This is a genomic window from Olivibacter sp. LS-1 (assembly GCF_008245145.1).
GTDB classification, from domain to species: domain Bacteria; phylum Bacteroidota; class Bacteroidia; order Sphingobacteriales; family Sphingobacteriaceae; genus Olivibacter; species Olivibacter oleidegradans.
Window position 1 is genome coordinate 3,068,906 of the sequence record NZ_CP041643.1, and the last position, 19,524, is coordinate 3,088,429.

General features: G+C 41.9%; 28 protein-coding genes. 23 read left to right on the forward strand and 5 right to left on the reverse strand.

Annotated features, from left to right (window positions below; genetic code table 11):
• Positions 1-361: 361 nt before the first annotated feature.
• Positions 362-1,633: a site-specific integrase gene (locus FKG96_RS12235; RefSeq protein WP_149105563.1), complete on the forward strand. Its 1,272-nt coding sequence runs from the start codon at positions 362-364 to the stop codon at positions 1,631-1,633.
• Here FKG96_RS12235 and FKG96_RS12240 read toward each other — a convergent pair.
• The 3 genes from FKG96_RS12240 to FKG96_RS12250 are packed head-to-tail and all read right to left on the reverse strand — an operon-like array spanning position 1,608 to position 3,132.
• Entirely contained in the window at positions 1,608-1,961 is a 354-nt protein-coding gene (locus FKG96_RS12240) for a helix-turn-helix domain-containing protein (RefSeq protein WP_149105564.1), read from the reverse strand. The two genes, FKG96_RS12235 and FKG96_RS12240, sit on opposite strands and share 26 nt — an antisense overlap.
• 4 nt (positions 1,962-1,965) lie before the next feature.
• The gene (locus FKG96_RS12245) at positions 1,966-2,379 is read right to left on the reverse strand and encodes a hypothetical protein (protein ID WP_149105565.1); all 414 of its coding nucleotides are present in this window, start codon (positions 2,377-2,379) and stop codon (positions 1,966-1,968) included.
• A gap of 24 nt (positions 2,380-2,403) precedes the next feature.
• Positions 2,404-3,132, reverse strand: a complete 729-nt coding sequence (locus FKG96_RS12250) for a LexA family transcriptional regulator (protein WP_149105566.1) — start codon at positions 3,130-3,132, stop codon at positions 2,404-2,406.
• Positions 3,133-3,291: 159 nt separating this feature from the next.
• On the opposite strand from FKG96_RS12250, the gene FKG96_RS12255 reads away from it, so the two are divergent.
• The 4 genes from FKG96_RS12255 (at position 3,292) to FKG96_RS12270 (ending at position 6,352) form a co-directional block, all read left to right on the forward strand.
• Positions 3,292-3,555, forward strand: a complete 264-nt coding sequence (locus FKG96_RS12255; protein WP_149105567.1) for a hypothetical protein — start codon at positions 3,292-3,294, stop codon at positions 3,553-3,555.
• Positions 3,556-3,567: 12 nt separating this feature from the next.
• Positions 3,568-3,909 (forward strand): hypothetical protein, encoded by a 342-nt coding sequence (locus FKG96_RS12260; protein ID WP_149105568.1) that lies wholly within the window; start codon positions 3,568-3,570, stop codon positions 3,907-3,909.
• Between the two features lie 55 nt (positions 3,910-3,964).
• A complete protein-coding gene (locus FKG96_RS12265) occupies positions 3,965-4,219 on the forward strand; it encodes a hypothetical protein (protein ID WP_149105569.1) in 255 nt (84 codons plus the stop codon).
• A 117-nt stretch (positions 4,220-4,336) separates the two neighbouring features.
• Positions 4,337-6,352 carry an AAA family ATPase gene (locus tag FKG96_RS12270; protein WP_149105570.1) on the forward strand — a complete coding sequence of 672 codons (2,016 nt, stop codon included), beginning with the start codon at positions 4,337-4,339 and terminating at the stop codon, positions 6,350-6,352.
• Here FKG96_RS12270 and FKG96_RS12275 read toward each other — a convergent pair.
• Positions 6,312-6,677 carry a hypothetical protein gene (locus FKG96_RS12275; protein WP_149105571.1) on the reverse strand — a complete coding sequence of 122 codons (366 nt, stop codon included), beginning with the start codon at positions 6,675-6,677 and terminating at the stop codon, positions 6,312-6,314. The genes FKG96_RS12270 and FKG96_RS12275 overlap by 41 nt on opposite strands.
• Positions 6,678-6,701: 24 nt before the next feature.
• On the opposite strand from FKG96_RS12275, the gene FKG96_RS12280 reads away from it, so the two are divergent.
• Genes FKG96_RS12280 through FKG96_RS26905 form a run of 5 tightly spaced genes read left to right on the forward strand, consistent with a single transcriptional unit; the run spans position 6,702 to position 10,685 of the window.
• Entirely contained in the window at positions 6,702-7,577 is an 876-nt protein-coding gene (locus tag FKG96_RS12280; protein ID WP_149105572.1) for a recombinase RecT, read from the forward strand.
• 2 nt (positions 7,578-7,579) lie between these two features.
• On the forward strand, positions 7,580-8,323 hold the full coding sequence (locus tag FKG96_RS12285) for an MBL fold metallo-hydrolase (protein ID WP_149105573.1): 744 nt from the start codon (positions 7,580-7,582) through the stop codon (positions 8,321-8,323).
• Positions 8,324-8,332: 9 nt separating this feature from the next.
• Positions 8,333-8,647 carry a hypothetical protein gene (locus FKG96_RS12290; RefSeq protein WP_149105574.1) on the forward strand — a complete coding sequence of 105 codons (315 nt, stop codon included), beginning with the start codon at positions 8,333-8,335 and terminating at the stop codon, positions 8,645-8,647.
• Positions 8,644-9,468: a DNA adenine methylase gene (locus tag FKG96_RS12295; RefSeq protein ID WP_149105575.1), complete on the forward strand. Its 825-nt coding sequence runs from the start codon at positions 8,644-8,646 to the stop codon at positions 9,466-9,468. The genes FKG96_RS12290 and FKG96_RS12295 overlap by 4 nt, the downstream gene beginning before the upstream one ends.
• Positions 9,396-10,685 (forward strand): DNA cytosine methyltransferase, encoded by a 1,290-nt coding sequence (locus tag FKG96_RS26905; RefSeq protein WP_210421310.1) that lies wholly within the window; start codon positions 9,396-9,398, stop codon positions 10,683-10,685. The genes FKG96_RS12295 and FKG96_RS26905 overlap by 73 nt, the downstream gene beginning before the upstream one ends.
• On the opposite strand, the gene FKG96_RS12305 is transcribed toward FKG96_RS26905, so the two are convergent.
• On the reverse strand, positions 10,667-10,876 hold the full coding sequence (locus FKG96_RS12305; protein WP_149105576.1) for a hypothetical protein: 210 nt from the start codon (positions 10,874-10,876) through the stop codon (positions 10,667-10,669). The genes FKG96_RS26905 and FKG96_RS12305 overlap by 19 nt on opposite strands.
• A 117-nt stretch (positions 10,877-10,993) precedes the next feature.
• On the opposite strand from FKG96_RS12305, the gene FKG96_RS12310 reads away from it, so the two are divergent.
• From FKG96_RS12310 to FKG96_RS12365, 13 genes are all read left to right on the forward strand, one after another.
• Entirely contained in the window at positions 10,994-11,233 is a 240-nt protein-coding gene (locus tag FKG96_RS12310) for a hypothetical protein (RefSeq protein ID WP_149105577.1), read from the forward strand.
• A gap of 41 nt (positions 11,234-11,274) precedes the next feature.
• The gene (locus tag FKG96_RS12315) at positions 11,275-11,595 is read left to right on the forward strand and encodes a hypothetical protein (RefSeq protein ID WP_149105578.1); all 321 of its coding nucleotides are present in this window, start codon (positions 11,275-11,277) and stop codon (positions 11,593-11,595) included.
• 41 nt (positions 11,596-11,636) lie between these two features.
• On the forward strand, positions 11,637-11,789 hold the full coding sequence (locus tag FKG96_RS26745) for a hypothetical protein (RefSeq protein WP_168204557.1): 153 nt from the start codon (positions 11,637-11,639) through the stop codon (positions 11,787-11,789).
• A gap of 54 nt (positions 11,790-11,843) precedes the next feature.
• Positions 11,844-12,206 carry a hypothetical protein gene (locus FKG96_RS12320; RefSeq protein WP_149105579.1) on the forward strand — a complete coding sequence of 121 codons (363 nt, stop codon included), beginning with the start codon at positions 11,844-11,846 and terminating at the stop codon, positions 12,204-12,206.
• Positions 12,199-12,588: a YopX family protein gene (locus tag FKG96_RS12325; RefSeq protein ID WP_149105580.1), complete on the forward strand. Its 390-nt coding sequence runs from the start codon at positions 12,199-12,201 to the stop codon at positions 12,586-12,588. Before FKG96_RS12320 ends, FKG96_RS12325 begins: the two co-directional genes overlap by 8 nt.
• Positions 12,581-12,817, forward strand: coding sequence for a hypothetical protein (locus tag FKG96_RS12330; RefSeq protein WP_149105581.1), 237 nt, complete (start codon positions 12,581-12,583; stop codon positions 12,815-12,817). Before FKG96_RS12325 ends, FKG96_RS12330 begins: the two co-directional genes overlap by 8 nt.
• A 296-nt stretch (positions 12,818-13,113) precedes the next feature.
• A complete protein-coding gene (locus FKG96_RS12335) occupies positions 13,114-14,016 on the forward strand; it encodes a hypothetical protein (protein WP_149105582.1) in 903 nt (300 codons plus the stop codon).
• A gap of 1 nt (position 14,017) precedes the next feature.
• On the forward strand, positions 14,018-14,239 hold the full coding sequence (locus tag FKG96_RS12340; RefSeq protein WP_149105583.1) for a hypothetical protein: 222 nt from the start codon (positions 14,018-14,020) through the stop codon (positions 14,237-14,239).
• Positions 14,240-14,415: 176 nt separating this feature from the next.
• Positions 14,416-15,354 (forward strand): Lin1244/Lin1753 domain-containing protein, encoded by a 939-nt coding sequence (locus FKG96_RS12345; RefSeq protein WP_149105584.1) that lies wholly within the window; start codon positions 14,416-14,418, stop codon positions 15,352-15,354.
• Positions 15,344-16,825, forward strand: a complete 1,482-nt coding sequence (gene dnaB / locus FKG96_RS12350) for a replicative DNA helicase (protein WP_256377675.1) — start codon at positions 15,344-15,346, stop codon at positions 16,823-16,825. Before FKG96_RS12345 ends, dnaB begins: the two co-directional genes overlap by 11 nt.
• Before the next feature lie 60 nt (positions 16,826-16,885).
• Positions 16,886-17,278 (forward strand): hypothetical protein, encoded by a 393-nt coding sequence (locus tag FKG96_RS12355; protein WP_149105586.1) that lies wholly within the window; start codon positions 16,886-16,888, stop codon positions 17,276-17,278.
• The gene (locus FKG96_RS12360) at positions 17,268-18,014 is read left to right on the forward strand and encodes a terminase small subunit (protein WP_149105587.1); all 747 of its coding nucleotides are present in this window, start codon (positions 17,268-17,270) and stop codon (positions 18,012-18,014) included. Before FKG96_RS12355 ends, FKG96_RS12360 begins: the two co-directional genes overlap by 11 nt.
• Positions 18,007-19,509, forward strand: a complete 1,503-nt coding sequence (locus FKG96_RS12365) for a terminase large subunit domain-containing protein (RefSeq protein WP_149105588.1) — start codon at positions 18,007-18,009, stop codon at positions 19,507-19,509. Before FKG96_RS12360 ends, FKG96_RS12365 begins: the two co-directional genes overlap by 8 nt.
• Positions 19,510-19,524: the final 15 nt, after the last annotated feature.

Sequence of the window (19,524 nt, forward strand, 5' to 3'; positions counted from 1 at the left end):
AAGCGTATTTTTGACTGTGCATTAAACTGCTGGCAGAAATCACAAGAATGAACCAACTCGCTCTTTTGACTTTTGACTTTTTACTTTTTAATTTTGACTTTTGACTTTTTAATTTTTACTTTTTAATATCTTTGTCGTCACAAAAATCACATTGTAGGTGATTTAGAAAACAATATTTTTTAGAACATTAAAATCATAGTTGTAGATGTTCTATGATGAATGTTTCCAGAAAATGACCATTTCTGCCCAATAGACACTAAAAAGCCGCTTTATCTATCCCTAAGCCACCTTTGACTTGTCAGAAAAAACAGCTATTTTTGTACTTCTTATCAAACTAAAATTTACAACTAATTTACAACGGATGGCAACGGTCAGTGCAGTGATCTTAAACCACCATCAAAAACAGGATGGTACTTGGAATGTAAAAGTCAGGGTTTCTCACAACAGTAAATCAGCATATATCGATACAACTCATTTTGTTTCGACGTCTCATCTCACAGCAAAAAAAGGCAAGGACAAAACAACTATATACAAACTCAAGCAAGCATGGCTCGATAAATATATGGCGGATACCCTAACCAGATACCGGGATAAAATAACCGAATTGGGGGAACGGCTTTATTACATGGATTGCCACGCGATCAAAGAGTACCTTACAGCGAAAGAAGGTGTAATTGACCTGTTTGAGTTTGCCGATGAATTTTTCGAACGAGAAACTAAAAAAGGGAGGATCACATCAGTGATCACCATGAGGTCGTCCATCCTCAGTCTACGCGACTACTGGGGAGAAAGACCATTGCCTACCGACATGTTTACCTCCAAGCTTCTACAGAATTTTGAAATGCACCTGAGAAGCAATAGGACGGTTGAACGAACCAAAAGGAACGGAGGCAAATATACTCGCGAAGTAGCCGGGTTATCCCACAACACAATTGTAAACAGGATGTCCAACCTTCGTACGGTGTTCAATGCCGCCAAATCGTTTTATAACGATGAAGACAGTGGAATAATACGTATTAAAAACAATCCGTTCAGCAAATACAAGATGAATGAGATCAAGGCCACCAGGAAGAGGAACCTAGACCCCGAACAACTTAAAGCAATCCGAGACATAGAGGTCTATGATATCCGTACCGTTATTGCAAGAGACCTGTTCATGTTAAGTTTTTACATGTGTGGCATGAATGCAAAGGATATGTATGAGTACCTTAAAGGTCCGATTTCATCGGACAGACTTGAATACAACAGAAGTAAAACAAAAGGGAAGCGAAAGGATGATGCGTTCATCAGCATTTTTATACCGCAACAAGCTAGGAAAATCATAGATAAGTATTCAGGCCTTATTCAGGAAAGGTATGCGAATAATCTTATACTGAACCGGACCATAGGTTACGGTATGAGAAAGATAGGAGAAATTCTTAAGATAGAAAGAATGACCTTTTATCATGCTAGGCACACATTTGCAAGCTGGGCACGAAACCACTGTGGCTATAGCGTATCGGACGTCGCGGAAGCATTGAATCATACTGACTTGCAGCATCGGATTACCAAAGACTACATTGATTACGATTGGAGTCTCATAGATCGGATACAATCCGATGTCATAGCTATTCTTGAGAAAGAACAGCCTTGATGCTCTTTTCCATCCGGTCAATACGGGCTTCTGTGAGAGCTATTCTTGCTAATAAGTTAGAAACATCGGCGGATTTTCCAGCTTTAGGATGAACCTTTCTGTCGCCGGCACCGGTTAAGGCCCAGTTAATATTGAGGTCATACTTCTCATTGAGATAAAGCAAATAGTTTATGTTGGGTAGTGCCTTTCCGTTTTCAACGCGTGATGTATGTGTGAATGCTTGGCCGATCGCTTCCTGAATGTCGGTTTGTTTTACCTGATTCTCAATTCTGAATTCTTTAAGACGTGTTCCGATAGCCAGATATGGCTTATCATTCTGTTCTTTCATTTTTCTATTTTTTAACTATGTATCTGGTATTATATAGCCACAATGTCCGTGATACTTTAAACGATTCGTTCGATTCTCTCGTGAACAGAAAGCCGTTCAGATATAAATCGTCTATGATATCCCACAGGTAATGTTGCAGTTCCTCTATCCAGATGACGTCTTCATCCTGGATATTTACATTTATAACGCCGTCGTATATTCCGTTAACCTCTCCCATGCAAAGGCACCCTATCTCCACAAAACCTCTCCTCACATATCCATGTCTTCCGTATTTGATGCGTTCCCTTCCGGGAATGATATCCAAGAAAAGGTATATTCTGGGAACTCTCGCATCGTCAAATGCCGGCAAGCTCAATAATAATTCATATAAGCTTGCAACCAAGGTTCTGCACTCATTGGTGGCTTTGCTAACGCGCATAGGCCCTAACTTATAACCGCATCATCAATTAACCGTTATATCAGGGATAGGAGGTCTAAACGACACTATCTTTCTGTATAAGAATATTTGAAGCACATCTGATAACGGAATATTATAATCTTTAAATTTCGGATTATACGAGTGGCAGCGTATGTACCCCTCTTCCAAATTGTGCTCAATAATCTGCTTAAGCACAACTCCGTCCTTACTGACAATGACAAACAAGTTGTTTCGGATCGGAAGTGCTTGGCCGGTAGTTAAGGGAAGCTCTCTTATTAAGATCTCGGTTCCATCGGGAATAGACATAGAGCTTCCGTCGTCCATTGAATGCCCGTCCACTCGGACCACCAGATATTTTCCCCTTTCAAACTCTTTTGGTATAAGCCTTTTCTTTGTGTCAGGTAATGTTTCTAAATCGTTGACTCCCAAATAGCCAGCCGATGTAGACAGATCTTCATATTCGACCATCATGTAGTTTTCAAATGGTATAGGTGTAAGTTTTCCTTCTTCTATTTTATTATCTGATTTTGCTGAGACATCTTCAGTTGTCGGTTTTTCACTACCAGTTAAGACAAAACCTAGTTCTAATCCGAATGTTGCCGCAATCTTCTCGCCAAATTGTTTACCTATTGGTTTACCTTTCTTCAGATTGCTGATATATGCTTTAGATACACCCAATCGTTTCGATAATGCCTCTTGATTGATGTTATACGTCTCTAATAAATATTCAATAATATTAAAATTTTTATTCACTGTAAACCAATAAGTTAACTAAAAATATACCAAAAAGTAAACTAAACTATTGTGAAAGTTAACCAAATGGTATACATTTGTATCAACAGAACACAACAAAGGTAAAGATAGAAAAATAAGAGACATCAAAACACCTAATAAATCAATTTGAATAAAGACATGGAAATATCAATTGACAAAAACGTACCGATCCCTATGTCGCTTTCGTGGAGCGACAAGCTGGACAAGCTCGAAATCGGGGACTCGATTCCCGTCTTGGACGGGAGCCAGGAGACAGTTAGACAAACGGCATGGAGAAACTTCCATAAGCCCGGGACTAAATTTTTCACGGTCAGGGAAGATCCTTCCGATCCTAAAAACTATCGCGTTTGGCGGGTGACAGAGGGTGATTTTAAAAAGATAAGAAACAGAAGAGCATCGTAAACCCCACACGAAATGAGAGAGCTGCTATATAATAGAGAATTTAGAAACGTGCTGGTTGAAGTAGCGAAGGTGGGTGCAACACAGGCTCTAACCGAGGTCGGTAAACTTACTCCTTTCATCAGTAAATCCGAAGCATACAGGAAATACGGTAGAAAATATGTCGATAGATGGATCAGATTGGGAGTGCTTACCGTGAAAGGAGAAGACAATCAGAAGAAACAAATCGACAGGGTTGAGATTCAGGCCATAGCATCCAGTACTTCGCTTGCCGATTATATCAACAGTCAGGAATTCAAGGCAAAGGGTATCAAAATAAACATAAGTGAAGCCCTTGAACAGGATAAAATAAAATAGGGACGTTGTGCAGAACATCCCTAGCAAATTAAATAACCTCTTAAATCATTTAATCATGTACAAAGGTAACAAAAAATCATCACTATTTGAAAAGAACAAAGAAATAACCCACTACGTTGGGTCTGACGGATTACTATACACATCTAATGGTCAACTGGATCGACGAATTGATGTTCGCGAAGCAATGGAGACGTACAGTCGAAAAATGCGGGACGAAAGAAAGCGATTTATGATAATCGTAGGTGTGAAGTTCTTGGCCGTCCTAGGTATGTTATTATTCCTTTTAGTAAACCATTCACGATGGAATTAACCAATGAAAAGCGGGCCAAACTGATGGAGGTCCTGAAAGAGCTTGCACTCATAAGAGAAGAGCTTAAAGACATCAAAGAGTCAGCAATAAATCTATTAACAAACTAAAAATAAAACAATGAATATCTTTTTGAAAACCCTTACCATAATCAATTTTAAAGGTATAAAGAACTTCACGGTTAACTTCAAGGAAGTTACCAATATTTACGGTGCAAACGCTACCGGCAAGACAACAGTTTTCGACGCGTTCACTTTTCTCCTTTTCGGTAAAGACAGTTCGGATAAGAAGGACTTTAATATTAAGCCGCTTGATCAACAAGGAATAGCAGCTCAGCGTCAGGAAAACGAAGTGTCAGGCGTAATAGAAGTCGACGGACAACAGATCACAGTGAGGCATGTACACAAAGAGAAATGGGTAAAGAAAAGGGGAGAAGAGGAGCACGAATTCACTGGTAATGAGCACATTTATTTCTGGAACGAAGTGCCTGTGAATGCAGGAGAATATCAGAATAAAGTTAACGAAGTTCTTAAAGAGCATGTGTTCAAGCTCATAACCAATCCTCTTTACTTCCCGTCACTGAAATGGCAGGATCAGCGATCGGTATTGCAGGACATTGCTGGGGAGATAACGGACGAGGATATCGCATCAACGGATAAGAAGTTTGCTGCGCTGATAGACCAGTTGAGCGGTAAGTCCTTGAAAGAATTCAAGACTATGATTTCGGCCCAAAAGAAGAACATTAAGCAGCAGCTGGTTGAAATACCTGGAAGAATAGATGAAGCTGAACGGTCGAAACCTGAGCCTGTTGATGTGGAAAGCGTAAATAAGCAGCTTGAATCTCTTGAGATTGAGTATTCTAACCTAGAAAAAGCCATACTTGATAAAAATGAGGCAAATGAGTTGGAAAATGCCGAAGTCAGGAAGATTCAGCAGCGAATTCATTCACTTAAGTTAGATAATCAGGCTATAGAAGCTAGAATACGTCAGGAACACCAAAAAGAAATTATCGATTCAAAAAGTGCCTCAGTTGATGCTTCTGCCAAAGTTGATAAACTCGAGTCTTCCCTCAGGGTTCAGAAATCTCAACTTGGCCAATTGAACAAGAGCCATGCCGACCATATTGAGCGTATCAATCGGGACATTGCAGACATTGAGTCAAGGATGGATTCTCTGCGTGTTTTGTTTACGGCTACCAACGCGAAGGAAGTGCAGATTAACAACGACGACTTTGTTTGCCATGGTTGCGGACGACCGTATGAAGATCATGATATCGAAGCCCGTAAAGCGAAACAGATTGAACTGTTCAACCAAAATAAAATCAATGAACTGAACAGCATAAACGAGCGAGGGATATCGTTGAAATCCGATTTGGCAAAACGTCAGCAGGAAATCAGTGATGCGGAAAGTCAGGCAAACAGCCTTAGAACTACGTTGGAGGCCACCATTGAAACACTATCTAGCGACCTTTCCTCAGCGAAAGAAGAGCTTGAGGCAATAAAAAACAATGGATCTGTTCACGTCGTATCCGTCGAAGAAAGGTTGCTTGACGAGCATCAATATCAAGCCAACGCCAAAGAAATCTCCGATCTGACAACCTCCCTTGAAAATAGGCCACAGACTGATTACGGAGACCTCAGAGTCAAGAAATCGACAATAGGCGCTGAAATAGACAGCCTTCGTCGAAAACTTAATGTATCTGAACTGATAGATAAAGCCGAAAATCGCATCTCAGAACTGAAAGATCAGGAGAAGACTCTTTCCCAGGAGCTGGCAGATTTGGAGAAACAGGAGTTTACAATCGAACGATTCGAGAAGGCTAAATCCGATGAGCTGGAATCCCGTGTGAACGGAATGTTCAAGTATGCTAAGTTCAGGCTTTTCAACAGGCTAATCAACGGAGGTGAGGAACCTACCTGTGTAGTCACTTATGAAGGTGTTCCTTTCCCTGATCTTAACAACGCGGCCAAAGTTCAGGTAGGTATTGACATCATCAACACCCTGTCGGCTTATTATGGAGTAACCGCGCCGGTATTCCTGGACAATAGAGAAAGTGTGTCAAAGATACCTGATACGGCCGCTCAGGTGATCAATCTCATCGTATCTCCTGAAGATCAAGAACTGAGGGTAGCATGAAACGGGAACCACTATGGCTAAAGGCAGCATCCGTATTGTTGCTGCCCGTAGCAATCATCGGTGCTCTCCTGGTTGGATTGGGTACCATGATCAGAGGAATAGGGACTATGCTAATGTTCGTCCCAATGAATAAAAATGCCGACTTGAAACTGCTTGTAAAATCAATGCGAAGGTAATGGCAAAGAAACTCACACCACAGAAGCAGATAAAGTTCGTCAGCTGCAGCGGCTGCATTTATAGTTATCCGAGTGACAATCCGGCTGTTCTGTGGTGTGATAAAATAAGGATGCCCAGGCCATCGGCGACACTCAAACAATGTATCCATAGACAATTAAATTCAAATAAATAAATGACACAGGTATCAAAACAAAACAACAGCGAAGTGCAGTCACCGAAAAGCAAAATCGATGCACTTAAGGGCATTATGGCGGCTCCATCTGTTATGCAGCAATTTGAAAACGTATTGAAGGAAAATAGCGGAGCATTCGTTGCGTCGATAATTGATCTGTACAACTCCGACACTTACTTGCAGCAGTGTGACCCTAAGGCGGTAGTTTTTGAAGCTTTGAAAGCAGCTTCTTTAAAGCTTCCGATAAACAAGAGTCTTGGCCATGCTTGGATAGTGCCTTTTAAGGGAGTTCCAACATTCCAAATAGGATATAAGGGGCTTATTCAGTTAGCCATGAGGACAGGGTTTTACAAATTCCTAAATGCTGATGAAGTATACGAGGGCGAGTTTGTAAGAAAGAATAAACTCACGGGAGAGTTTGACCTGACCGGAGAAGCCAAATCGGACAAAGTGATTGGGTACTTTGCCTACCTCCAACTGACAAATGGTTTTGAAAAAACTCTGTACATGACCAAGGCTCAAGTAGAAAAATGGGGAGCCAAGTATTCAGCGTCGTATAATCATGCTTCCTCTCCATGGAAAAAAGAGTTCGAAAAGATGGCTATCAAAACAGTGCTCCGTAACCTTCTAAATCACTGGGGGTATCTAAGTGTAGAAATGGCAAATGCTATGCAGAACGATTCCGATTATCAGGAAGACGTGGCCGATCAGGTGTCTGACGAGATCAATGAGAAGGCTAATAGAAAGAATATGTCTTTCGAAGATGCAGAGGTCGTTGATGATAACGATGGTCAGCCAGAGAAAACGGAAGAATCGGGAAATAAGTCCGGAAAACCTGACCCGGCAGCAGGTATGCAACCTCAGATGAATTTCTAATAATGAGATTGCACGTAATTAATAGCAATAGTGAGGGTAATTGCTATCTCTTCACCGACAGTCAAGGGTATACCTTGATTGTCGAGTGCGGAGTTCGCTTCAACCTGATAAAAGAAGCCTTGGGATTTAATATAGCTCGTGTAGTAGGGTGCATTGTTACTCACGAGCACGGTGATCACAGTAAAGGAGTATTGGATGCAACTAAGTCGGGTATTGACGTGTTTGCGACGGCCGGTACCATTAAAGGATTCGGATTTAAAAGCCATCGGTTTAATTACCTTAAGATCGGTGCAGCGATCAAAATAGGGGCTTACGAAGTTCTGGCATTCGACACCAGACACGATACAATTGAACCCTGCGGCTTTCTGATCCGACATCCTGAAATGGGTACCACGTTGTTCCTGACTGATACCGTATACTGTGAGTACCAATTCCCAGGCTTAACTAATATACTTATTGAAGCTAACCATAGTCAGAAGATCCTGAATGAACGCCTTGAAATGGGGTACGAACCTAAGTTTTTGCGTGATAGGGTTATAAAGTCTCATATGAGTCTGGAAACTACCATCAAAACGCTACTATCGTATGACATGACTAAGGTGAATAACATCGTACTCATACACCTTTCCGACAGAAACAGTCACGCGATAGAGTTCCAAAAGGAAATAGAACTGGCTACAGCAAAAACCGTAACTATTGCTTCTAAAGGACTGACAATAGAAAATTTCAACGTAACGCCTTTTTAACTGAGTCTTATGAAAAAGAGAATAATCTACATAGCGCATCCGATCAGCGGAGACTTTCATAACAATATGGAGTCTATCCGCAAGATTTATGCAGCAATAAGCAGAGAGTATCCTGAATGCGTTCCTTTTGCCCCTTACTGGATTACATGTTACGCTTTGAGCGATGAAATTCAAACTGATCGAGCGTTAGGGTTTAGTCACAACAGAGAGTTTTTTGAGAGAGGCGTTATTGACGAAGTATGGGTGTTCGGCATGAGTGAAGGTGTTCAAACCGAAATAGAATGGGCAAATGAATTTGGGATTAAAGTAGTTGATAAGCAATGAAGACACCGATTAGTTACTACGGAGGAAAACAAAATCTCATTAGAGAGATACTCCCACTGATACCATCACATAAGCAGTATGTAGAGCCATTTATAGGCGGAGCTGCCGTTTTATTCGCGAAAAGACCATCTGAACATGAAGTCATAAACGACTTCGATAATAGACTTATAACATTTTGGAAAGTATTGAAGTATGATTTTCACAGTCTTCAGAGTAGAATACGCGACACTCTTCATAGCGAAAGCCAGTATAAAGAAAGCAAACATATTTTAAAGAATATGTCTGAGTATTCTGATTTAGACATTGCTTGGGCTTATTGGGTAAACACTCAAATGGCGTTTTCCTTTAAACTTTTAGGAGGATTTGCTTTCGAACAAACTGACGGAAGGGTCAAACTAGCACTAAATAAGAAGATTCAGTTTACTGACAGACTTCGGCAGCGTTTGCAAAAGGTTGAGATATTTAATCGTGACGCTATTGATCTAATTAAACGTAAAGATAGCAAGAACACTTTTTTTTATCTAGATCCGCCATATGCCGAATCTGATTGTGGCACATATGACAAATTGAAAGAGGTTTATTACAGGCTTTTAGATTTATTGCCATCACTCAAAGGTAAATGGTTGATGAGTAGCTATCCATCACAACAACTTACGGATTTAAGGAAAGAATGCGGATGGCATCATAAAGATATCGATCAAAATCTATCTGTATCTGGCAAGCACACGATTGGCAAACGGAAAGTGGAGTGCCTTACCTACAATTACGAATTGAATTGCAAGCAGCAGTCAATATTCGACGTAATACGGGAGGTGTCATGACCCATGGATCACTATTCAGCGGAATTGGAGGTGCGGAACTCGCAGCAGAGTGGGTTGGATGGGATAACGTGTTCCATTGTGAGATAAACCCATTCGGACGAAAGGTACTAGATTATTATTGGCCAAACGCAACGAGCTATGAAAACATTAAAACAACAGACTTCTCTATTTGGAGAGGACGTATTGACATCCTCACAGGAGGATTTCCCTGCCAGCCATTTAGTGCAGCAGGAAAGCGCAAGGGAACAGAAGATGACCGCCACCTCTGGCCGGAAATGCTTAGAGCAATTAGAGAGATTGAACCACGTTGGATCGTGGGCGAAAACGTTTTCGGCCTTGTTAATTGGAATGACGGGTTGGTATTCGAGCAGGTGCAATTTGATTTGGAAAATGAAGGGTACGAGGTCCAACCGTATATACTTCCAGCTGTATCCGTTGACGCCCCGCACAGACGGGACAGAATATGGTTTGTTGCTTACTCCCAGCGTAACGATGATCTCAGAACGCAGCGAAGAATCAATGGAGAAGAGAAAAGCATGGAGGGAGTCGACTGGACGCAAAACGGTCCCACCGGGAAATTTGGCGGAGCAGATATCAGGCATAATGAAGGGAGCAAAAATGTCAAACATGTTGCTGCCAACCCCGGTGGCGCACGACAGTCATTCGCCGAGGAGTATGGATTCAATGAAAAGCCGCAATTCATTGGAATTGACGGATATGGCGAGCATTGGACTTCTACCAACTCCAAGAGCGAGAGCGGCGGCGGGCAATTGTTCGAACAACAGGGGAAAGGGAAATTTGGAGGACAGGATTGCAGAGTTGACGAGAATGTTACCTACACCCTCAGCGAGGGATTACAAGGGCAGCGGTACCACCGAGTACTTGAATCGGAGGAAGTCCCCTTCGATAAACGACCTTGCTGCTCACGGGATGCTTCCAACCCCACTAGCGTCAGATTGCGGAGAGAAAGTGACAGGAACGGAACGGCAAGATTCATTAACGAAACGTGCTCGGAATTTAACTGGCAAGACTTCCCAACTCAATCCCCGATTTGTAGCGGAGATGATGGGATTCCCACCGAACTGGACGGAATTACCTTTCCAAAATGGCGAAACGAATCCATAAAAGGATACGGAAATGCATGGGTGCCACAGGTAGCATTTCAGATTTTTAAAACAATTGAAGAGTATGAAAACACTTACTTAAGTAATCGTTGAATTTCGTCCGAAAGTTGTTTTAATACCTCTTTTGCCTTTGCAGAGTCCTTATCAGTCCATGGTCTATCACCTTCCCCACTAAGCTTTCTGCTAAGATATGTTTTAGCCGATTTATTAGTGGGCCACATCTTCGAAGCGATGCTTGCGAGATTGATGTCCGGGTTAGTTTTTAGAAACTCTTTTACGTCCATGAAAGCAAAGATATGTAAAAAACAGTGTACAACAAAAAATGTACAAAATATTTTGATATGTAAAACAAAAGTTGTACATTTGAATATGCAATTAGGCATAAGTAAAACGTAAATAAAATGAGCTACATTAAAACAAAATCAGAAACTAGCAGCCTAATCATCGTAGATGAGCAATTGTACGTAAGCAACAATCCAAACATCGAAGATGGTGAAACGGCAGACGGAGAGATAGTCTTACAGCTAATTGACAACGGAAGGAAGCTATTCATCAATGCAGGCGGTGAGAATGACGGGATCGAGTTGAATGAAATTCAGTTGTCAATTCTAAAGAACTTCCTTAGCGGAGTATTTAACTAACAAGAATGGCGGTGTAACAGCCGCCTTTTAAAATAAATGCTATGAAGTACTACATTAAATACAACGGACAGAAGCTAAATAACGGCAAGTCATATTCCTCAATAAAAGAGGCCACGCAGGCATGTGACTTAATATGTGCGACTTACGGTTATATGCCTGAAATTTATGGCGAGGACATAGAGTATAGTGGTCCTGATCAATTGGGAGGCTTTACCAAACGAGAGCAATTCGCTGCTATGGCTATGCAGAGTATGCTGCCGGCAACCTTTAGTCAGAACGGATTTCAACGCGGTACCGCAGATGGCTTAGCTGATTATGCAGTAAAAGTAGCCGATGCCTTAATCAAAGCATTAAACAAGTAATTAACGCCTCCGGGCAATTTTTTAACCTCAAATAAATAATAATGAAAAAAGCAAAATTAATCTTGGCGGCAGTAGCGGTTGTTATTGTTTCGTCTGTTTCCTATGCAATGGCAAACCGAGGCAATGGTTGTCCACTTCCGAGTGATCGGCCCAATTGCCACATTATCCCGCCACCACAGCCAAAGCCGAGATAATTAACGGATTGTTTAATCCCACCGCCTTCGGGTGGTGGGTAATATTTAAAGATCATGAATAAAGAGAACAAACAACTGCCAACGGCTGAAATCATACTTCAATTACATCTCACAGAGAATCAGTTGGATGAAACAAGTGTTTATGTATTGAGAAATGCTATTTCCGCAATGGGCCATTACAAAGACCTTCACACAGCTCCCATGCGCGAAGAGCTAGAGAAGTTGAGGGCGGAGAATGAGAGGTTGAAGAGCACACCTGGTAACACTCAGGTGATATTGGCAGAGGGATATAATAGGCTTGATGCCGAAAACCAAAAGCTTAGGGAAGCTTTGGAGTTTCTGATAGAAAACAATATGTGTTCTATTAAAGGCGATGAGATAGCCAAAGAAGCACTGAAAGGAGGTCAAGGTGAATAGGGAAATAAAGTTCAAAGGAAAGACCGTCAGTGGCAAGTGGGTGTATGGGAACTACTCCCATATCAAAAAAGATTTCAGTACTGTTAAGTCTGGACATTATATTTCTAATTCGGTAGGCGCACCATTCGCATATTTGGTTCGTCCTGAAACAATCGGCCAATCAACTGGATTGAAGGATAAGACCGGGAAGGATATTTATGAGGGGGATAAAATTAGAAAGCCAGGTTCGGACAACATATACACCGTAGTGTTCTTTGATGGCGCATTTTACTTAAAGAACGGAGGGGTAAATCACAGACTTTCTTGGACAACCAACGATGGGGAGGTTGTAGGTAACATCCACGATAATCCTGAATTTTTGAAAGGAGGTTCTGATGAGTAATGTGTATGTGGTAACGGCTTACAGATACGGAACTCGGGAAGCTCATTCTTATACTGTTGGCGTTTTCCAAAAAAAGTCAAAGGCCATTAAAGCAGCTGACTATGAGACAAATGATAGAGGGGGTAAGTATGCATGTGCTGTTGAAGAATTACAGCTGGATCACTATTACGAGGATGTCTTTGATGACCCAAAGGAAATCTATAGAACCAAATCTATTTTCGAGGAATAACCATCGTACGAAAATAAAAGTAAAGGAGAACAAATAAAATGAATGATAACCAAACACTTGGAGAAAGGATAATACCTCTATTAATGGAGGGTAAAACTCAAAAGGAGATATCCATCATATTGAAGGAACAAGGCGTTAAGCCATACAGTCTCAGTTCCATCGAGAAAGAGCTTAAGATGATAAGGGAGTGGTATGACGCAAAGACAATGTTTCATCTGGGGGTTATTCTCGCCAGAGACGAGATTCGAAGGAAATAGGAAAGATATAGTCCCAATAATTGAAATTAAATAAGTGATATGTTAACGGTAAATAGTATTTCAGGAGGAGGAACGAGTGGATACATCTACGCAAATTACCCTGCAGATATAGATGTGTTCGCTCTGTGTTGTATTGAGGATCGAAATGCAGGGCGCGACCTGGATAAAAAGCTTGTCCAGATGGCAAATGACCGATTGCAAAAATACTGTTCTCATTGGCCTGAATTTGTAGCTACTTCTGAGGACCCAATAATATTGAAGACTATATTTGATTTAGAGCAGATGGTAGGAAGGGAAATTATATGGGTTCGCGGAATGGGATGGGAGACAATGCTAAGAATTAAGAGGGCAATACCGAACATGGATAAACGATTTTGCACGACAATAATGAAGATGCAGGCAATCTTCGAACTATTGTACATGCATTTCGAACTTCCCGTAAAAATGAGACTCGGGTATAGGTGGGACGAAATGGAGCGGGCAAACAGGTTGAGAGAGACATTTAAAATGTCTACGCATTGTGAAATTTATGATGATCCCGAAGAACTTAAAAATCCGGTTATGAGAAAAGCTCTAACAAAACACCCGAAGGGATTCTATTATATGCATCGGTGGAAAGATGTATTGTGGAGAATAGGAGAATTTCCATTGATCGAAGACAAGATAATTCATTACCACATTAAGGAGTATTGGAAAGACAAAGGCATACCCTTTCCTGTTGATAGCAACTGTCAGAACTGCTTTTGGAAAGACCCACAGCAATTGCGTAAAAACTTCGAAGCGAATCCTCCGATCATGTATTGGGCAGCCATTCAAGAAGAAGTAATGGGTAATACATTCAAGGAAGACAACTCCCTGCTTGAAATTAGGAATATGGGTATTCAATTGGATTTCTTTTTTGGCACCGGCAGCGGATGTAAAGCGGGTTTTTGCACAGATTAATATGAGAACATACCAGACATACGAACACCTTTGCACGGTCAATAAATATTTGATCGGGCAGATGGAGGAATGTACGCCCATGATCAGGATGTTGGAATCTCAGGGATTGGACGCGTCGTACTGGCGAAATAAGTTCACACGTATGCGAAGCCGACTGTATGAGAATCTATCGGACTTTGAAACTATCTATTCCATTCATGAAATGGAGAATAAAAAAATTTAAATCAACACTTATCTATAATGATAATACGAGATAAGATTTACTTTTGTGATGTGTATAAAATGACGGCATCTCACATTAGGTCATTTATTACGAAGAACATTGCCCTTATTCATGAAGTCGAGGTGAGATGCGACGGATTGATTAAGGGCTTTTTAGTACCTAAAATTGCATAGGATATGGCTACCCAGAAAAGAAACACGGTTGATTACTTCCCTCACCTAATAGGGACCGGTAAAAAGATGAATTTTATCGAGAATAGGCATGGAAACAACGGGTATGCCACCTGGTTCAAAATTTTGGAGAATTTAGCAATAACGAACAACCACTTTCTAGACCTTAACGATGAGCTGGAAGTATCATATCTTGCGACCAAATGTAAGGTACAAGAAAGCCAGCTTCTGGCCATAATTGAAGACCTTGTTAAGATACGTGTTTTTGACGAAAAGCTATGGAAAGTCAGGGTTATTTGGTGTCAGACCTTTGTGGACAATATACAGGATGCCTACAAGCGACGTGCAAGCAATTGCATGACATATGAGGAATTATGCAAGCATCTTGCTAACAATGGATATGATATTGCATGCAATATGCATACATCATGCATACATAATGATAACAACGAACCCCTTAACTCATACAAAAACCCGTATATTAAAGAAGAGTATATTAAAGAAGATAAAAGTAGAGGAGAAGGAGAGGAAAAAAAAGTAGACGATTCCGTCGTCCCCGATGAATCAAAATCAGATATTCCCAAGCCAAACGCATGGGGTACATACGAATCTCTTGATGATCTGAAAGAGGTCCTACAATCATCTAAAATCTGGAAGGATGAGCTTGGACAATCTCTTGGAATTTCAAATCCTGACGACGTCCCGAAATGGATTGATAAGTTCTTTGTCTTTGCCAAAGCTGCAGGAGCGGACCATAAAACCCAAAGGGATGCTAAATCTCATTGCCACAACTGGATCAGGAGGCAGATAGAGCTTGGTAAAACTGTAGACGAACCGGTTAAACGGAAAGCAGCCGAACAACCTGTTAGGCTTTCTGCGATCGCTAGGGCAAATCTCAGATTGGAAGAATTGAAAAAGCAGAATGGAGGTCATAATGGGCAGTAGAAAGAATCAACTTGATACGCTTGGCAAAGTACCTCCACAGGCATTAGACCTTGAAGAAGTCGTCCTCGGTGCTTTGATGATCGAACGGGATGCGTTTGACGTTGTAGCGGAAATACTTAGACCTGAGACGTTCTACAAAGAAGCCCACGTTAAGATTTATTCCGCTATTCAGGCGTTGATGATCAACTCTGAACCTATCGACATAATCACTGTCACGGCAGAACTTCGTGCTAGAGGTGACCTCGAATCTGTAGGAGGAGCTTACTACATAACCCATCTCACCGATAGGGTTGTTTCGGCTTCCAACATAGAGTTTCATGCCAGAATACTTCAAGAACAGTACATCAAGCGAGAACTGATCAGGACGTCTCAGGAATTGATATCACAATGCTACAGTCCGGAAAGCGATGTGTTCGAGATGTTGAGCAAAACCGAATACGAGAAAGACGAGATGCTCAACACGATAACCGTCCGAAAGGAGATTAGCAGCGCGGATCTATTCATGAAGAATGTGGAACGGCTGAAAAAGATCGGAGAGGCCAAGAACGGAATTACGGGCATTACAACGGGATTCGTCGATGTCGATCGGATAACGGGAGGTTGGCAGCCATCGGATCTTATCATCGTGGCCGGTCGTCCCGGAATGGGAAAAACATCATTCGTCCTGTCTTCCGCTATCAACGCGGGATTACGTAACAAGATACCCGGCGCTATCTTCTCTCTTGAGATGGCCGATATTCAGCTGATGGACAAGGTTACTTCGATCGTTAGTGAAGTTCCCTTGGAAAAGTTTAAGAAGGGCAATCTAGGAGACGTAGAGTGGATGCAGATTCATCGTGCAGCGATATCCATTCAGGAGGCGCCTATCGTCTTCGACGATACCCCGGCTATCTCTTTGATCGAATTCGCCGCCAAAGCAAGACGATTGAAGAGAAAGAACAATATCCAGTGGATCGTCATAGACTACCTTCAGCTGATGATCGGTAAAACCAACAAAGGAGGGAACCGCGAACAGGAGATAGGCAGTCTTTCACGGGGATTAAAAGCGATAGCAAAAGAACTTAATATCCCCATTATCGCACTGTCACAATTGAGCCGCGCAGTTGAATCACGTGCAGGTCACAACAAAAGACCCATGCTATCTGACCTCCGAGAATCAGGATCTATCGAACAGGATGCAGATGTCGTTTGCTTCCTTTACCGGCCAGAATACTATGGGATAACGGAGGATGAAGAGGGTAGACCGACTGCCGGGATGGCTGAGCTTATCATCGCGAAACATCGAAACGGAGCCACGGACGATGTCGCTTTAAGGTTTGTCGGTAAAACGACCGGATTCTATGACCTCGACTCTGGATTCAGCGACAACGTACAGGCATCGTTTGAAGACAACCCTTTCGATTCTCCGTTCAACGGTATCATGCCTAACGGACGGTTCGTTGATATGACTGATGACTCGGAACCATTCTGATTGATCATAAATCAATACTTATCAATTTAGATAAATACAGATAAGTTATAGCTTTGCACCATGACGGAAGCAATGCTACTCAAATTTGTGGTCAAAGAGCACCCTTACATCGATGTAGATCGATATAGGAAGCTGTTGTCGGCTTCCGAGGTGGACGAAAGAATAGTTCGGGAAATCTACGACCAGACGGTGGGTTGCTCCATAACCGGAAAAAAGAATCGCGACGAAATCATCTTCGTCGCATCGATCCTAAAGCTTTATTCCCCTCAATCACTGTTCATCGGTGATAAAACCAAAAATTCAATCTGCGACCTGATATATCGGGTCCTCGACCTAAGCTACAATCAGAAGGCATCTTACCGCATCAAAGTTGCAAAAGAACTGTTCGAAGTGGATAAGGTTTTCCGTTTCCAAGTTGATCAGATAGTGAGGAGGTATCGTGATGGAGAATAAAGGATTGACTACGAAGGAGACTCGCTTCATTGAAGAATATCTGAAAGACTTTAATGCTGCTCAGGCTGCAATTCGCGCGGGTTACTCAGCGAACTGCGCAAAACAGATCGGCTACGAAAACCTTACGAAACCTTACCTGAAAACCATCATAGACCGTCGATTGAAGGAATTGAGCCTTTCGGCCGAGGAAACCGCTAAGATGATGAGTGATATAGCCAGGTCATCGCTTAACGATTATCTGGTTATTCGGAAGGTAGAACGAAGGAAAAAGGTAAAGAAAAAGCTATCGGTCGTAATCACGGAAAAAAGGGAAGAGATGATGTTTGAAGAGGAATTCGCGGCACTAGCAGACCTCAATCCAAAAGAAGCTAAAGCCCATGAAGAGAATATGAAGCATATGCAGAGGGAGATACTAAGGCTTGAACTTGAATTGAAAAGAAACCCTAAGGCTTACCGAATAGAGTACGGTGATCCCGAACTCGTTGATGACGTTCAAATTGACTTGGTGAAGCTGGCTAAAGACAAGGAATTTGGTAAGATCAAGAGCTTGCAATGGAGCGAATTTGGGCCTAAGGTCGAATTGTATGCTGCTGATGCGATGCTAGATAAAATTGCACGCGTCCACGGAATGTACAAAGATAGCTTAGAGATTGATGATAAAAATAAAATCGATCCCGACAAGCTATCGGATGATGTGATAAAGGCTTTATTGGCCGCTAGAAAGCAAAATGGTTGATGAAAAATTACATGAGCTTCTATCACAGCTGGATGTAACGACTATCCAGGGCATATCCTTCAAGAGAGGGATTTTCGACTTTATAGTCGATACCCCGAAGGGAAGGCACGTAAAGCAGGAAGAAGCTTTACGGATTTTGACAGACGATGTAACCGAGGAGTTCCTGTATGGTGGTGCAGCAGGTGGTGCAAAATCTTGGACGGGATGCTGTTGGCTCATGTACATGTGCCTTAATTACCCGAATACAAGATGGTTTATCGGTCGAGAGGAGTTGAAGCGGATTACCGAATCAACCCTCATAACGTTCTTTAAAGTAGCGAATGAATACGGAATCCGTAACGGAATAGATTTCAAGTATAATGGTCAAAAGAACTTTATACGGTTTAAGAATGGAGCCAGAATTGACCTATTAGAGCTTAAGTTCCTTCCTCGAGATCCTGTCTATGAGAGATTTGGTTCAACGGAGTACACAGGTGGTTGGATAGAAGAAGGCGGAGAGATCGATTTCGGAGCCTATGACGTTCTTAAAACCCGTATAGGTAGGCAGTACAATGAAAAGTACGGATTGATAGGAAAGCTCTTTATCACCTGTAACCCTAAAAAGAACTGGATGTATACCACGTTCTATCTGCCTAACAAGAAGGGAACATTGCCGCCACATATGAAGTACCTAGCGGCTTTTGTTCAGGACAACCCTCACATCGATAAAGGATACCTTGAGAGGCTTAAAAGAACAAAAGACAAGGCTAAAAAAGAACGTCTCCTCAACGGTAACTGGGAGTACGATGATGATCCAACGTCGATGTGTACTTACGATAACATCATGGCCATGTTCACAAACAGCCATGTTAAGCCGATTGGAGAAAGGTTCATCATATGCGATGTTGCAAGGTTCGGTTCGGATAAAGCTAGAATAACCGTATGGGATGGATGGATCATGATCGAACAGCACTCGTTCGATATTTCAGCAACAACACAGATACAGGATTGTATCAATGCGATGCGAGCCAAATACGGTGTTCCTGCTCACAAGTGCTTAGCGGACGAAGACGGGGTAGGAGGCGGAGTTGTCGATAATTGCGGAATCATAGGATTCGTTAACGGCTCGTCCCCGATCATTTCGGAAGAGGCTTTGGAAAACGAGGAACGATTTGCAGACGGAAGGGCTAACCAGTTCGACCCGTTCAAAGAAAACTATCAAAACCTACAGACGCAATGCGCATATCTGGTTGCCCAGAATATCATCGCTAAGAACCAGATATGGCTTGCGTGTATCGAAAGCGAAGAGGATAAGCAAACTATTCAGGAAGAGTTCTCTTGGCTAAAAACGTTTAAGACTGACGATGAACGAAAGTTAAGAATTCTACCAAAAGCAGAGGTGAAAAAGAACATAGGGCGCTCTCCGGATTGGCGTGACGTCATAATAATGAGATATTACTTTGAGCTGGTAACTCCCATGGAAATAGACGACGATGTATTCGATGAATTCTACTAGCATTTTTATTTAACA

Bases quoted from the DNA above. Each gene is read 5' to 3' on its own strand.
- FKG96_RS12305 (WP_149105576.1), bottom strand. From the start codon at position 10,876: ATGGACGTAAAAGAGTTTCTAAAAACTAACCCGGACATCAATCTCGCA.
- FKG96_RS12310 (WP_149105577.1), top strand. From the start codon at position 10,994: ATGAGCTACATTAAAACAAAATCAGAAACTAGCAGCCTAATCATCGTA.
- FKG96_RS12260 (WP_149105568.1), top strand. From the start codon at position 3,568: ATGAGAGAGCTGCTATATAATAGAGAATTTAGAAACGTGCTGGTTGAA.
- dnaB (WP_256377675.1), top strand. From the start codon at position 15,344: ATGGGCAGTAGAAAGAATCAACTTGATACGCTTGGCAAAGTACCTCCA.
- FKG96_RS12290 (WP_149105574.1), top strand. From the start codon at position 8,333: ATGAAAAAGAGAATAATCTACATAGCGCATCCGATCAGCGGAGACTTT.
- FKG96_RS12335 (WP_149105582.1), top strand. From the start codon at position 13,114: ATGTTAACGGTAAATAGTATTTCAGGAGGAGGAACGAGTGGATACATC.
- FKG96_RS12280 (WP_149105572.1), top strand. From the start codon at position 6,702: ATGACACAGGTATCAAAACAAAACAACAGCGAAGTGCAGTCACCGAAA.
- FKG96_RS12365 (WP_149105588.1), top strand. From the start codon at position 18,007: ATGGTTGATGAAAAATTACATGAGCTTCTATCACAGCTGGATGTAACG.
- FKG96_RS12270 (WP_149105570.1), top strand. From the start codon at position 4,337: ATGAATATCTTTTTGAAAACCCTTACCATAATCAATTTTAAAGGTATA.
- FKG96_RS26745 (WP_168204557.1), top strand. From the start codon at position 11,637: ATGAAAAAAGCAAAATTAATCTTGGCGGCAGTAGCGGTTGTTATTGTT.
- FKG96_RS12360 (WP_149105587.1), top strand. From the start codon at position 17,268: ATGGAGAATAAAGGATTGACTACGAAGGAGACTCGCTTCATTGAAGAA.
- FKG96_RS12235 (WP_149105563.1), top strand. From the start codon at position 362: ATGGCAACGGTCAGTGCAGTGATCTTAAACCACCATCAAAAACAGGAT.
- FKG96_RS12295 (WP_149105575.1), top strand. From the start codon at position 8,644: ATGAAGACACCGATTAGTTACTACGGAGGAAAACAAAATCTCATTAGA.
- FKG96_RS12255 (WP_149105567.1), top strand. From the start codon at position 3,292: ATGGAAATATCAATTGACAAAAACGTACCGATCCCTATGTCGCTTTCG.
- FKG96_RS12245 (WP_149105565.1), bottom strand. From the start codon at position 2,379: ATGCGCGTTAGCAAAGCCACCAATGAGTGCAGAACCTTGGTTGCAAGC.
- FKG96_RS12265 (WP_149105569.1), top strand. From the start codon at position 3,965: ATGTACAAAGGTAACAAAAAATCATCACTATTTGAAAAGAACAAAGAA.
- FKG96_RS12355 (WP_149105586.1), top strand. From the start codon at position 16,886: ATGACGGAAGCAATGCTACTCAAATTTGTGGTCAAAGAGCACCCTTAC.
- FKG96_RS12240 (WP_149105564.1), bottom strand. From the start codon at position 1,961: ATGAAAGAACAGAATGATAAGCCATATCTGGCTATCGGAACACGTCTT.
- FKG96_RS12315 (WP_149105578.1), top strand. From the start codon at position 11,275: ATGAAGTACTACATTAAATACAACGGACAGAAGCTAAATAACGGCAAG.
- FKG96_RS12320 (WP_149105579.1), top strand. From the start codon at position 11,844: ATGAATAAAGAGAACAAACAACTGCCAACGGCTGAAATCATACTTCAA.
- FKG96_RS12285 (WP_149105573.1), top strand. From the start codon at position 7,580: ATGAGATTGCACGTAATTAATAGCAATAGTGAGGGTAATTGCTATCTC.
- FKG96_RS12330 (WP_149105581.1), top strand. From the start codon at position 12,581: ATGAGTAATGTGTATGTGGTAACGGCTTACAGATACGGAACTCGGGAA.
- FKG96_RS12345 (WP_149105584.1), top strand. From the start codon at position 14,416: ATGGCTACCCAGAAAAGAAACACGGTTGATTACTTCCCTCACCTAATA.
- FKG96_RS12340 (WP_149105583.1), top strand. From the start codon at position 14,018: ATGAGAACATACCAGACATACGAACACCTTTGCACGGTCAATAAATAT.
- FKG96_RS12275 (WP_149105571.1), bottom strand. From the start codon at position 6,677: ATGGATACATTGTTTGAGTGTCGCCGATGGCCTGGGCATCCTTATTTT.